The sequence below is a fragment of the Ralstonia pickettii genome (genome assembly GCF_030582395.1).
Taxonomy (GTDB): domain Bacteria; phylum Pseudomonadota; class Gammaproteobacteria; order Burkholderiales; family Burkholderiaceae; genus Ralstonia; species Ralstonia pickettii_D.
Window position 1 is genome coordinate 610,245 of sequence record NZ_CP104381.1, and the last position, 12,474, is coordinate 622,718.

Annotated in this window: 14 protein-coding genes; 12 read left to right on the plus strand and 2 right to left on the minus strand. The window is 61.6% G+C overall.

The features are described 5' to 3' along the window. Positions 1 to 41: 41 nt before the first annotated feature. On the minus strand, positions 42 to 1,598 hold the full coding sequence (locus N5B55_RS02850) for a cryptochrome/photolyase family protein (RefSeq protein WP_304539074.1): 1,557 nt from the start codon (positions 1,596 to 1,598) through the stop codon (positions 42 to 44). A gap of 79 nt (positions 1,599 to 1,677) precedes the next feature. On the opposite strand from N5B55_RS02850, the gene N5B55_RS02855 reads away from it, so the two are divergent. The 7 genes from N5B55_RS02855 to N5B55_RS02885 all read left to right on the plus strand — a co-directional run bounded on the left by N5B55_RS02855 (position 1,678) and on the right by N5B55_RS02885 (position 7,138). Continuing rightward, the gene (locus tag N5B55_RS02855) at positions 1,678 to 2,424 is read left to right on the plus strand and encodes a pseudouridine synthase (protein ID WP_154206460.1); all 747 of its coding nucleotides are present in this window, start codon (positions 1,678 to 1,680) and stop codon (positions 2,422 to 2,424) included. A 96-nt stretch (positions 2,425 to 2,520) separates the two neighbouring features. After that, positions 2,521 to 3,093 carry a YqgE/AlgH family protein gene (locus N5B55_RS02860; protein WP_009238898.1) on the plus strand — a complete coding sequence of 191 codons (573 nt, stop codon included), beginning with the start codon at positions 2,521 to 2,523 and terminating at the stop codon, positions 3,091 to 3,093. Continuing rightward, complete coding sequence (gene ruvX, locus N5B55_RS02865; protein WP_009238897.1) at positions 3,086 to 3,517, plus strand: Holliday junction resolvase RuvX; 432 nt, start codon at positions 3,086 to 3,088, stop codon at positions 3,515 to 3,517. The genes N5B55_RS02860 and ruvX overlap by 8 nt, the downstream gene beginning before the upstream one ends. Next, on the plus strand, positions 3,514 to 4,032 hold the full coding sequence (gene pyrR / locus N5B55_RS02870) for a bifunctional pyr operon transcriptional regulator/uracil phosphoribosyltransferase PyrR (protein WP_009238896.1): 519 nt from the start codon (positions 3,514 to 3,516) through the stop codon (positions 4,030 to 4,032). Before ruvX ends, pyrR begins: the two co-directional genes overlap by 4 nt. A 65-nt stretch (positions 4,033 to 4,097) precedes the next feature. Further along, on the plus strand, positions 4,098 to 5,069 hold the full coding sequence (locus tag N5B55_RS02875) for an aspartate carbamoyltransferase catalytic subunit (protein ID WP_027678022.1): 972 nt from the start codon (positions 4,098 to 4,100) through the stop codon (positions 5,067 to 5,069). Positions 5,070 to 5,076: 7 nt separating this feature from the next. Further along, positions 5,077 to 6,354: a dihydroorotase gene (locus N5B55_RS02880; protein ID WP_178959677.1), complete on the plus strand. Its 1,278-nt coding sequence runs from the start codon at positions 5,077 to 5,079 to the stop codon at positions 6,352 to 6,354. Further along, positions 6,341 to 7,138: a lysophospholipid acyltransferase family protein gene (locus N5B55_RS02885; protein WP_369812418.1), complete on the plus strand. Its 798-nt coding sequence runs from the start codon at positions 6,341 to 6,343 to the stop codon at positions 7,136 to 7,138. The genes N5B55_RS02880 and N5B55_RS02885 overlap by 14 nt, the downstream gene beginning before the upstream one ends. A 4-nt stretch (positions 7,139 to 7,142) precedes the next feature. Here N5B55_RS02885 and N5B55_RS02890 read toward each other — a convergent pair whose 3' ends face one another. Then, the gene (locus tag N5B55_RS02890) at positions 7,143 to 8,000 is read right to left on the minus strand and encodes a symmetrical bis(5'-nucleosyl)-tetraphosphatase (protein ID WP_304539076.1); all 858 of its coding nucleotides are present in this window, start codon (positions 7,998 to 8,000) and stop codon (positions 7,143 to 7,145) included. A gap of 223 nt (positions 8,001 to 8,223) precedes the next feature. On the opposite strand from N5B55_RS02890, the gene rfbB reads away from it, so the two are divergent. Genes rfbB through N5B55_RS02915 form a run of 5 tightly spaced genes read left to right on the plus strand, consistent with a single transcriptional unit; the run spans position 8,224 to position 12,458 of the window. Continuing rightward, positions 8,224 to 9,288 carry a dTDP-glucose 4,6-dehydratase gene (gene rfbB / locus N5B55_RS02895; RefSeq protein WP_304539077.1) on the plus strand — a complete coding sequence of 355 codons (1,065 nt, stop codon included), beginning with the start codon at positions 8,224 to 8,226 and terminating at the stop codon, positions 9,286 to 9,288. Continuing rightward, positions 9,278 to 10,195 carry a dTDP-4-dehydrorhamnose reductase gene (gene rfbD, locus N5B55_RS02900; protein ID WP_304539078.1) on the plus strand — a complete coding sequence of 306 codons (918 nt, stop codon included), beginning with the start codon at positions 9,278 to 9,280 and terminating at the stop codon, positions 10,193 to 10,195. Before rfbB ends, rfbD begins: the two co-directional genes overlap by 11 nt. A gap of 10 nt (positions 10,196 to 10,205) precedes the next feature. Continuing rightward, the gene (gene rfbA / locus N5B55_RS02905; RefSeq protein ID WP_304539079.1) at positions 10,206 to 11,084 is read left to right on the plus strand and encodes a glucose-1-phosphate thymidylyltransferase RfbA; all 879 of its coding nucleotides are present in this window, start codon (positions 10,206 to 10,208) and stop codon (positions 11,082 to 11,084) included. A 15-nt stretch (positions 11,085 to 11,099) separates the two neighbouring features. Next, on the plus strand, positions 11,100 to 11,669 hold the full coding sequence (rfbC, locus tag N5B55_RS02910; RefSeq protein ID WP_304539080.1) for a dTDP-4-dehydrorhamnose 3,5-epimerase: 570 nt from the start codon (positions 11,100 to 11,102) through the stop codon (positions 11,667 to 11,669). 3 nt (positions 11,670 to 11,672) lie between these two features. Next, the gene (locus tag N5B55_RS02915; RefSeq protein ID WP_304539081.1) at positions 11,673 to 12,458 is read left to right on the plus strand and encodes a glycosyltransferase; all 786 of its coding nucleotides are present in this window, start codon (positions 11,673 to 11,675) and stop codon (positions 12,456 to 12,458) included. Positions 12,459 to 12,474: the final 16 nt, after the last annotated feature.

Consider the following 12,474-nt stretch of genomic DNA (forward strand, 5'->3'; position numbering starts at 1 on the left):
CGGTAACACACCGGCCCGTTGTTTTTGGCGGATGGTGATCTTCAATCGTCGGCGCCGGCTTTGGTAAGTGCCGCAGCCTCAGCGCCCGATGTGCGATGTGCCTTGGTGACGGCATAGCGGTCGAGCGTCGCTGCGCGGGCGGCCGCGTGGTCGACGATGGGCAGCGGATACGTCTCGCCCAGTACCACGCTTGCTTCCTTCAACACATTGGCCGGTGCCGTCCATGGCGCATGGATGTACTTGTCGGGCAGCTTCGCCAGTTGCGGCAGGTACTTGCGGATGAAGCGGCCTTGCGGGTCGAACTTCTCCGATTGCGTGACGGGGTTGAAGATGCGGAACCACGGTTGCGCATCGCACCCGCTGGAGGCGGCCCACTGCCAGCCGCCGTTGTTGGCGGAAAAGTCGAAATCGTTGAGCACGTCGGCAAAATACTGTTCGCCGCGCCGCCAGTCGATACCAAGATTCTTGATGAGAAAACTGGCCGCAACCATGCGCAGGCGGTTGTGCATGTAGCCGCTCTGAAAGATCTGCAGCATGGCCGCATCGACCAGCGGATAACCGGTGCGCGCGGCCTTCCACGCTTCAAAGCGCGCGTCGCCAGTGTCGCCGTCCACCCAGCGGATGCGGTCGAATTCCGGATGGAACGCGGCGCCGTCGGCCAGATCGGGGCGGTGGTGCAGGATCATGAAATAGAAATCCCGCCAGACCAGTTCCGACAGCCATGTCGCCGCGCCCCGGCTGCCGCGCAGCATGGCGGCATGGGCACGCGCGGCCAGCGTGCGGATCGACACGGTGCCAAAGCGCAAATGCGTTGACAGATAGCTGGGCCCGCGCACGGCGGGAAAGTCGCGGCGCGCATGGTAGTCGTCCATGCGCTCTTCAAATTCGTCGAGCAAGGTTTGCCCGCCCGACATGCCGCTGGGCAGGGCGATTTCCGACAGATTGGTGCGGGCGAAGCCCATCGCTTCCAGCGCAGGCGTTGGGTGCGCAAGTGCCTCAGGCGGCTTCGCCAGCGCGCCGAAGTAGGGCTCTGTCGGATACGCGCGCAAGTCGAACGGCGTCAGCGCGGCCAACCAGGCGTTCTTGTAAGGCGTGAAGACGCCGTACGGTTTGCCTTGCCCATTCAGGATCTCGTCGCGCTCAAAAATCACCTGATCCTTGAAGTCGAACCAGGCGCACGGCTGCTGCGCCAATGCTTTGCGCACCGCTTCGTCGCGGGCCTGCGCGGAAGGCTCTTCGTCGTGGTTGGCGAAAACCGCTTCGACGTTGAGCTGGCGCGCGATCTCCGGAATCGCGTGGCGTGGGTGGTCATGGACGACGATCAGGTCGCCGCCGGCCTCGCGCAATGCGCCGCGGAGTTCTTCGATGGACGCACGGATGAACTCGACGCGGCGGTCGGCCTTGAGCCCGCGCGCAAGCAGCGCGTCGAGGATGTCGCGATCGAACACGAACACGCAATAGACCTCGCGGCAGTGCCGCAAGGCATAATGCAGCGCCGCGTGGTCAACGTGCCGCAGATCGCGCCGGAACCACACCAGACCACGCTGGAAGTGCGCTCCGATGTTGTAAGGCTGGCGGCTTGGGGCGGTGGAGGGCATCGGATGGAATCGGTTGCTCTTTAGACTGGCGGAGCGTATCGCAAAATTCGCCCCTTTTTGTTTTGTTCACGTTGTTGTCATGGCTGATTCTTCCCGTCTTCCGCTGTATCGCATCCTCCAATCCCAGGGCTTCGGCACCCGCCGCTATTGCAAGGACCTCGTCCTCGCGGGGCTGGTCTTCATCAACGGCGTCGAGATGGAAAGCCCCGATGCGCTGGTCGATACCGCCGGCCTGGTCCTGGATGTCGACGGCGAACGCTGGGCATATCACGCCCGCGCCTATCTGATGCTCAACAAGCCGGCCGGCGTGGAGTGCTCGCAGAAGCCGAAACATCATCCGAGCGTGTACACGCTGCTGCCGGTGCCGCTGCGCGAGCGGGCCGTGCAGTGCGTCGGACGGCTCGACCAGGACACCACGGGGTTGCTGCTGCTGACAGACGACGGCCAGTTCGTCCACACCATCACCAGCCCGCGCCACCTGGTGCCGAAGGTGTATGAGATCACCACCGCCGAGCCCGTGACCGATGCGCAGATCGCCCAGCTGTGCGCCGGCGTGGTGCTGGCTGACGAAAATGAAAACGTTGCCGCCGCCTGGGCCGAGCGCGTCGGCACGCACCACTTGCGCATGGCGCTCACGCAGGGCAAATACCACCAAGTGAAACGCATGGTGGCCGCCGCCGGTAACCATGTGGCTGGATTGCACCGCAGCGCCATTGGCGGGTTGTCGCTGGGGGATCTGGCGCCGGGCGAATGGCGCTGGCTGGAAGCCGCCGATCTGGAAGCGCTAAACACAACGCCACCCCATGCAACCGGGCCAAGTGCCTGAAGCGGCACAATGCGTAATCCCAAAAAACCTTGCGCTGAAGGCCGATTCCTCCAAATGAGAGGGGCAGCGGCCGGGGGCTTTTGGTAAACTCCCCCCATGGCCTCGCCTGACGCACTTATCAATCTCACGAATCAGTTCCTGATCGCTATGCCCGGCATGGCGGACTCCACGTTTTCGGGCACGGTCGTGTACATGTGCGAGCACAACGAGCGCGGTGCGCTTGGGCTCGTCATCAACCGCCCCATCGACATCGACTTGGCGACGCTGTTCGACAAGATCGACCTCAAGCTCGAAATCCATCCCCTGGCAGAACAATCCGTGTACTACGGCGGCCCGGTGCAGACCGAGCGCGGGTTTGTGCTGCACGACGCCACGGGCGCGTATTCGTCGTCGCTGGCGGTGCCGGGCGGGCTGGAAATGACCACCTCCAAGGATGTGCTGGAAGCCGTCGCCCAGGGCGGCGGCCCCCACCGTTTCATCCTGACCCTCGGGTATGCCGGCTGGAGTGCCGGTCAACTGGAAGACGAAATCAGCCGCAACGGCTGGCTGACCGTCCAGGCCGATCCCGAGATCATCTTCAACGTGCCTCCCGAAGCGCGGTTTGCCGCGGCGCTGAATCTGCTCGGCATCAACCCCGCCATGCTGTCGGGTGAGGCCGGGCATGCCTGAGCCGGCACGTCCGGCCCCCGCTCCCATGCCCGCAGAAGGCACCTTGCTGGCATTCGATTACGGCGAAAAGCGCATTGGCGTGGCGCTCGGCAATTCCATCACGCGTTCGGCACGGGCGCTGGAAACCATTCCGAACCGCTCGGTCGATTTCCGCTTCGCGCAGATCAGCCGGCTGGTCGGAGAATGGCAGCCTGTGGGTTTTGTGGTCGGCATGCCGGTCCACCCCGACGGAGAGGAACAGCCGATGATCAAGCTCGCCAAGCGCTTCGGCAATCAATTGCACGGCCGCTATGGTCTGCCGGTCACCTGGGTGGATGAGCGTTATTCGTCCATCGCCGCGCAGGATGCCGGTGCCTCCGACGATGTGCTCGACGCAGAAGCCGCGCGCATCATCCTCCAACAGTTTTTCGACGAACACGCATGACATCGCAACAGATCGATGCCGAGGCGCTGTACCAGAGCCTCGTTGCACAACTGCGCACGCGGCTGGCCGACGGCCACACCTGGTCGGTGGCCGGCATTGTCAGCGGCGGCGCCTGGATCGCCAAGCGGCTGGCGCATGACCTTGGCCTGCCGGAATACGGCGTCGTCAACGTTGCCATGCACCGCGACGACTACGCGAAGAAGGGCCTGCACGCCAAGGCGCAACCGACCACGCTGCCGTTCGATGTGAACGAGCGCCGCATCCTCCTGGTGGACGACGTGCTGGCCAGCGGCCGCACCATCCGCGCGGCCATCAACGAGCTGTTCGACTACGGCCGTCCGGCGGCGGTGGAACTGGCCGTGCTGGTCGACCGCGGTGAACGCCAACTGCCTGTTGCGCCGGATTACATCGGGGAACGCATCACGCTGCCCGCCGATGAATCGCTCGTGCTGAGCGAAGCCGGCGAGGGCGCTGCCGCGCGCTTCACCTTCACGCGCGAGCCCAAGGGCACCTGACTTCAAGCGCGCACCGCACCGGCTTTGACCTGACCTGTACTGACCTCGTCGCCTTTCGTTTCTCCATGCCCAAGACTTTTGCCAACCCGCAGCTCACGAAAAACGGCGAGCTTAAGCACCTGCTGTCGATCGAGGGATTGTCGCGCGACATCCTCACGCACGTGCTGGACACCGCGCAGCAGTTCGTCTCCGTATCGGATTCCGACCGCGAGGTGAAGAAGGTGCCGCTGCTGCGCGGCAAGAGCGTGTTCAACCTGTTCTTCGAGAATTCCACGCGCACGCGCACCACGTTCGAGATCGCAGCCAAGCGGCTGTCGGCGGACGTGATCAATCTGAACATCAATGCGTCTTCCACGAGCAAGGGCGAGTCGCTGCTCGACACAATCAACAACCTGTCGGCGATGCAGGCGGACATGTTTGTCGTGCGGCATGCCAGTTCCGGGGCGCCGTACCTGATCGCCGAGCACGTCGCGCCGCACGTGCACGTGATCAATGCAGGCGACGGCCGTCATGCGCACCCCACGCAGGGGCTGCTCGACATGTTCACCATCCGCCACTACAAGAAGGATTTCTCCAACCTGACGGTTGCGATCGTCGGTGACATCCTGCACTCGCGCGTGGCGCGCTCGGACATCCATGCGTTGACGACGCTGGGCTGCGCCGAAGTGCGTGCCATCGGCCCGCGTACGCTGCTGCCGGGCGGACTGGAGCACATGGGCGTGCGTGTCTTCCACAACATGGAAGAGGGGCTCAAGGGCGTGGACGTGGTCATCATGCTGCGCCTGCAGAACGAGCGCATGAGCGGTGCGCTGTTGCCGTCCGCGCAGGAATACTTCAAGGCCTATGGCCTCACGCAGGAGCGGCTGGCGCTGGCCAAGCCGGATGCCATTGTCATGCACCCCGGACCGATGAACCGCGGCGTGGAAATCGATTCCGCCGTGGCCGATGGCGTGCAATCGGTGATCCTGAATCAGGTGACGTTCGGCATCGCCGTGCGCATGGCCGTGATGGGCATTGTTGCCGGCAACAACGACTAAGAAAGCGATGAAACTGCATATCAAGGGCGGCCGCCTGATCGACCCGGCCAACGGCATCGACGCGCAACAGGATCTCTACATCGCAGCAAGCAAGGTGGTGGGCGTGGGCCAGGCGCCGGCGGATTTTCATGCCAACAAGACCATCGACGCGACCGGCCTGATTGTTTGTCCGGGCTTGATCGACCTGTCCGCCCGCCTGCGCGAGCCGGGCTTTGAATACAAGGCCACGCTGGAATCGGAAATGGCGGCGGCCATGGCCGGCGGCGTGACTTCGCTGGTGTGCCCGCCGGACACCGATCCTGTGTTGGACGAACCCGGCCTGGTCGAGATGCTGAAGTTCCGCGCGCGCAACCTGAACCAGGCGCACGTGTATCCGCTTGGCGCACTGACCGTGGGCCTCAAAGGCGCGGTGTTGACCGAGATGGCCGAATTGACCGAATCGGGCTGCGTCGGCTTCTCGCAGGCTGACTCGCCGATCATCGATACACAGGTCTTGATGCGTGCGATGCAATACGCGCAGACCTTCGGCTTTACCGTCTGGCTGCGCCCGGAAGATCCGTATCTGGGCAAGGGCGGCGTGGCTGCAAGCGGCCCGCTGGCCTCGCGCCTGGGCTTGTCCGGTGTGCCCGTGATGGCCGAGACCGTGCGCCTGCACACCATTTTTGAACTGATGCGCAGCACGGGTGCGCGCGTGCATCTTTGCCGCCTGTCGTCTGCTGCCGGCATCGACCTCGTGCGTCGCGCCAAGGCCGAAGGCCTGCCGGTGACGTGCGACGTGAACGTCCATCACATCTCGCTGACTGACGTCGACATCGGCTACTTCAATTCGCAGATGCGCTTCGTGCCGCCGCTGCGCTCCGGCCGTGATCGTGACGGCATTGTGCGCGCGCTCGCCGACGGCACCATCGACGCAATCTGCTCCGACCACACGCCCGTGGACGACGACGAGAAGCTGCTGCCGTTTGCCGAAGCCACACCCGGTGCGACCGGCCTCGAAACCCTGCTGCCGCTCACGCTGCGCTGGGCAGCCGAGCACAAGGTCGAGCTGCCGAAGGCGCTGGCCCGCATCACCAGCGAGCCCGCCCGCGTGCTGGGTCTGCATGCGGGCTCGCTGGAGGTGGGAGCGATGGCCGACGTGTGCGTGTTCGATCCGGAGGCAACGTGGAAGCTCGAGCCGCGCACCCTGCGCAGCCAGGGCAAGAACTCGCCGTATCTGGGCTTCGAGCTTGCCGGCCGCGTACGTGCCACGATGGTTGCCGGGCATCTTGCCTATGACGGGCATTGATCAACGCGTGACAAGCGCGTCCGCCGAAATGCGCACGCCACAGCGCAAGCATGTGCTCCGCAAGTTGCGGTTGCTCGTGCATCTGGTTGAAGGCCTGATCACGTGCGCGTTGCTGTTCTGGTGGATCAACCCGCAGACCAAGCGAGCGTTGATTCAACGCTGGTCGCGCAAGTTGCTGGCGCTGTTCCGGGTCTCGCTCGTGGTGCATGGCGAACACGTCGCGGGCCAGGAGCTGGCGGGCTCCATGCTGGTGTCCAACCACGTGTCGTGGATCGACATCTACGCGATCAACAGTTGGTATCCACCGCGCTTCGTCGCCAAATCGGAGATTCGCAGCTGGCCGGTGATTGGCTGGCTGTGCGCGCAGACCGGCGTGCTGTTCGTCGAGCGTGCCCGCAAGCGCGATGCGCATCGCATCATGCACGTCATTGCAGACGCGATGCGCTCTGGCGATGCCATTTGCGTGTTTCCTGAAGGGACGACGTCGGACGGGTTGCAGCTGCTGCCGTTCCACGCCAACCTGTTCCAGGCGCCCGTCAGCGCTGGCGCACCGATCCGCCCACTGGCGCTGCGCTATCGGGTCGCCGCCACGGGCGAATTGACGACCATTCCGGCGTACATCGGCGATCTGTCGATGATGGACACGATCAATGCGATCCTGAACGGGCCGCCGTTGGTGGTGGAAGTGTTGGTGGGGCCGGCCTTGGCCCCCGAGATGGACCGTCGGGCCTTGGCGGCCCATAGCCAGGAAGCCGTCGCCGCGCTGATCAACCGCGCGGACTGAGGCCTCAAGGCGACTTCTTCTTGTGCGCGAGCGGGTCTTGGGCCTGCTCGCAATCGATCTGCACCACGTCGCGCCCCGCCGGCGCTAGCGACAGCTTGGCGGCCGTCAGCTTTCCGCCCCACACACACCCAGTATCCAGGCCCATCACGTCGTCGCGCATCACGAGCCCGCGCGTGGACCAATGCCCGAACACGATCGGCGTGCCACGCGTACGCCGCCCCGGTACGTCGAACCACGGCATGTGGCCATCCGGAGCGCCATCGGCATCCGTCGTTTCGAATTCCATCGTGCCGTCGGGTTTGCAGAAGCGTAGACGTGTCAGCGCGTTGATGGTCAGGCGCAGGCGGTCCATGCCGACGAGATCGTTGCTCCACTTGTCTGGCTGGTTGCCGAAGGCGTCCGCCAGGAACGTTTTCCAATGTGGGCTGCGCAATTCGCGCTCGACCGCCCCGGCTAGCTCCAGTACGTCGCCCGTCGTCCACTGCGGCAGGACGCCGGCGTGCACCATCAGGAAGCCGTTTTCGAAGATCGCCAGCGGCTGGTGACGAAGCCATGTGATGAGCCGGTCGCTATCGGGCGCGGAGAGGATGTCGGCGATCGTGTCGCGCTTGCCGGGTTTTCGGACGCCTGCAGCGACTGCCAGCAGGTGGATGTCGTGGTTGCCGAGGATGGTGCGTGCACGGCCGGACTCGCAAAGTGCGATGACTTGGCGCAGCGTGGCCAGCGACTCGGGGCCGCGGTTGATGAGGTCGCCGACGAAGCGCAGGGGGGCGTTGGCGGGGAGGGCGGCCAGCAGCGACTGGAGGGGGGAGCAGCAGCCTTGGAGGTCGCCGATGGCGTGGGGGGGAGATGCAACCGTCATGTGCTGTCAACCGCGCATTCGATGGGGTTGAGGCGTTAGCGCCTCAAGTGTTACAACGCGCTACAAAAAGATCGGACCCTTTGGCAGGGTATGCCCTAGGGTCGGATAGAATACGCGACTTCCCACCATATTTAACAATTCCGCTGCTCTCATCGGGTGCAACGGGCAGCTGACGGTCGTGCGCCACCCGGGCCCGGCTTGGCGGCAGGCAGGAGCTTCGAGTTTGTCTCATATCCTCGTTACCGGCGGTGCCGGATTCATCGGTGGCAATTTTGTCCTGAATTGGCTAGCCAATCTTGGCGCGGACGGCATCGTCAACGTTGATAAGCTGACCTACGCCGGCAATCGCAAGACGTTGGCTCCTCTCGAGAATGATCCGAGGCACATCTTCTCGCAGACAGACATCTGTGACCGCACAGCACTGGATGGCTTGTTTGCCAAGTACCGGCCGCGCGCCGTGGTTCATTTTGCCGCAGAAAGCCATGTCGATCGCTCCATCCACGGCCCGGCGGAGTTTATTCAGACCAATATCGTCGGCACGTTCACATTGCTGGAAGCTGCTCGCGCCTACTGGACGCAGCTCGATGTCGGTTCCAAGGCGGCATTTCGGTTCCTGCATGTGTCGACCGACGAGGTGTTCGGGTCGCTAGAGCGCAACGCACCGCAGTTCTCGGAAACCACGCCTTACGCACCCAACAGCCCGTATTCGGCTTCGAAGGCTGCCTCCGATCATCTGGTGCGTGCATACCACCATACCTATGGCTTGCCGGTTCTGACGACCAACTGTTCGAATAACTACGGCCCGTATCATTTTCCGGAAAAGTTGATCCCGTTGATGATTGCCAACGCGCTTGGTGGAAAACAGCTACCCATTTATGGCGACGGCCAGAATGTGCGTGACTGGCTGTACGTCGGCGACCACTGTGCAGCCATTCGCGAGGTGCTCGCTCGGGGACGGGTGGGTGAGACGTACAACGTGGGCGGCTGGAACGAAAAGACCAACTTGGAAGTCGTCCATGCGGTGTGCGACCTGCTGGATCAGCTTAAGCCGAAGACAGTTGGCTCGTACCGGGACCAGATTTCGTTTGTCCAGGATCGTCCGGGACACGACAGGCGCTATGCGATCGATGCTCGCAAGCTGGAGCGCGAACTGGGCTGGAAGCCCGCGGAGACATTTGAGACTGGCTTGCGCAAGACGATCCAGTGGTATCTGGATAATCAGATGTGGGTACAGGACGTGATGTCGGGGGAATATCGGAACTGGATGGCCAGGCAATATGCGGCGTAAGGGGCCTGGCATTCCTGCAATTCTGGTAACGGGGAGCCAGGGTCAAGTCGGCTTCGAACTGAGGCGCAGCTTCGCACCCTTGGGCAGAATTGTCGCGTTGGATCGGACAGGCTGCGACTTATCGCGGACCGACGAACTTCGGCGATTAATACGCGAATTGCGCCCCGATGTCATCGTCAACCCTGCCGCCTATACGTCGGTAGATAAAGCGGAAACTGACCCCGCAACTGCATACGCCATCAATGGCACCGCTGTGGCGGTACTGGCCGAGGAGGCTAAGGCGCTGGGCGCGCTTCTGGTGCATTACTCCACAGACTACGTATTTGATGGCCGCAAGCACGGCGCATATGTCGAGACTGATACTGTCAATCCGCAGTCGGTCTACGGCAAGAGCAAATTGGTTGGTGAGCAGGCGATCACTGCAACAGGGGCAACTGCCGTTGTATTCCGTACGTGTTGGGTGGCCGGCGCACATGGCGACAATTTCGCCAAGACCATACTTAAACTCGGGCGCGAGCGCGACAACTTGCGCGTCATTGCTGATCAATTTGGCGCCCCGACTTCGGCAGCGCTGATCGCTGACGTCACGGCCCAGATCGTAGCCAGGCACTGGCTTTTGGGGGATCGCGTCGATTTCGCGTCTGGAATCTATCATTTGGCCGCATCAGGAGAAACGACTTGGCACGGGTACGCGACCGAAGTCGTGCGCTATGCCATCGCACATGGGTATGCGTTGAAGGTGGATCCATCCCGCGTCGAGGCGATCCCGGCCACGGCGTACCCTTTGCCAGCTCCGAGACCGGCCAATTCCCGTATGGACACCAACAAGCTGTGCGAAACGTTTGGCATCTATCTGCCGGATTGGCGGCAAGGGATTCATCACCTATTGGATCAGATTCTTTTCTGAGCGGGACACCATGCGCAAGGGCATCATTCTCGCCGGAGGTTCCGGCACCCGGCTGTATCCGATCACCCGCTCGGTTTCCAAGCAACTGCTGCCGGTGTATGACAAGCCGATGATTTACTATCCGTTGTCCACGCTGATGCTGGCGGGGATTCGAGATATTTTGATCATTTCCACTCCATACGATGTGCCTTTGTTTACTGGCATGCTTGGTGACGGAAAAAATTGGGGGCTCAACCTTAGTTACGCGGTGCAACCGTCCCCCGATGGTTTGGCGCAGGCATTTGTTATCGGGCGCGATTTTATTGGTAATGATCCATCGACGCTGATTCTTGGGGACAATATCTTCTACGGACACGATCTGGTCAGTCAGTTGAACCGCCCCACTGCCCAGGCTCAGGGTGCAACCGTTTTTGCTTATCACGTACAGGACCCTGAGCGCTATGGCGTGGTCTCGTTCGACGAGCAGTTTCGAGCGGTGTCGCTTGAGGAAAAACCGGTTAAGCCGCGTTCAAACTATGCGGTGACGGGTTTGTATTTTTATGACAATCAAGTTTGCGATATCGCAGCGGACCTTAAACCGTCTGCTCGCGGGGAGCTTGAGATCACCGATGTCAACCGGCGCTATTTGGAAATGGCGCAGCTGAACGTTGAGATCATGGGGCGTGGCCTCGCTTGGCTTGATACCGGGACACACGAGTCGTTGCTGGAGGCATCCAGCTTTATTGCGACATTGCAGAATAGACAGGGGCTGATGGTGGCGTGTCCCGAGGAGATCGCCTACCGAAACAAGTGGATCGATGCGGATCAAGTGGCCGAGCTAGCCGCCCCATTGACAAAGAACGCGTATGGTCAGTATTTGCTGCGGATTCTTTCCGAGTCGATCCGATAACAACATCATCGCCTCATGAAATTGACGGTTACTCCAACTACGCTGCCCGGCGTATTGCTTCTCGAACCAAAGGTATTTGGCGATAGCCGAGGCTTCTTTTTTGAAAGCTTCAGCGCAAAGGATTTTGAAGCCGCGACGGGTTTGCGACGGGAGTTCGTGCAAGACAACCATTCGCGTTCCGTGCGTAATGTGCTGCGTGGCTTGCATTACCAAATCCAACATCCCCAAGGCAAGCTCGTACGTGTTGTTGCCGGGGAAGTGTTTGATGTGGCTGTGGATATCCGGAAGGATTCCCCCACGTTTGGTCGCTGGGTTGGTGTGACATTGTCCGCAGAGAACAAGCGGCAGTTGTGGGTTCCGGAAGGTTTTGCCCACGGTTTTCTGGTCACGTCAGATTCTGCGGAGTTTGCTTATAAGACGACGGAGTATTGGTATCAGGGTGATGAACGGTGCATCGCGTGGAACGATCCCGACATTGGAGTAGCGTGGCCGATAACCGCTGCGCCTGTACTCTCTGACAAGGACGCACGCGCGCCGCACTTGTCCGATGCCGAAGTGTTCGCATCGGGGTGGCTGCAGGACTGAACCATGAGCGCAACTCAGGTAAGTGGAGCCGTGAGACCAATCACGGTGTCTGTAGTCAGTCATGGCCAGATTGATCTTCTGCTGCCATTGTTGGCACAGTTGGAGCAGGCTGCTGCGCTGGTGCCCCTGCACGTGGTGATTACGCAAAACCTCCCGGAGCGGCGGCCCTCCGTCAGCGAAAGCGATCGCTTCCGAATCACGTGGGTGATGAACGAGCGGCCATTGGGCTTCGGCGAGAACCACAACAATGCGTTCTCTCACTGTCGGGCAGAGTGCTTTTGCGTATTGAATCCCGATGTGCGGCTGGATGCTTCCAGCTTGACTGCGTTGAGTGATTGCGTGCGGCGTCGGCCCGGCGTGGCAGGCCCTAGAGTCGTATCGTCAGCCGGCACGATTGAAGACAGTGCGAGATATGTGCCTTCGATTCGAAGAATGTTGAATCGCTGGATCCGGCGGCGGTTCGTGGCGGATTATTCCCCAGCCGTTGAAGAACAGCAGGTCGACTGGTTGGCTGGTATGTGTCTTGTGTTTGATCGCGCGACCTATTTGCGTCTGGGGGGCTTCAATCCGGCTTTTAAGCTCTATTGCGAAGATGTCGACATCTGTCTGCGCAGCCACCTTGCCGGGCTGTCTGTTACATGGAATCAGCACGCCGTTGTTCAGCATGATGCGCAGCGCGCGAGTCGTCGGAAATGGCGCTACCTAGCGTGGCATATCGGCAGCCTTGTCCGCTTGATGTGCTCAAAGACGTACTGGCGTTTCCGTCTGGCTCAATGGCGTATCACCTGAATTAGCACCAACGCGA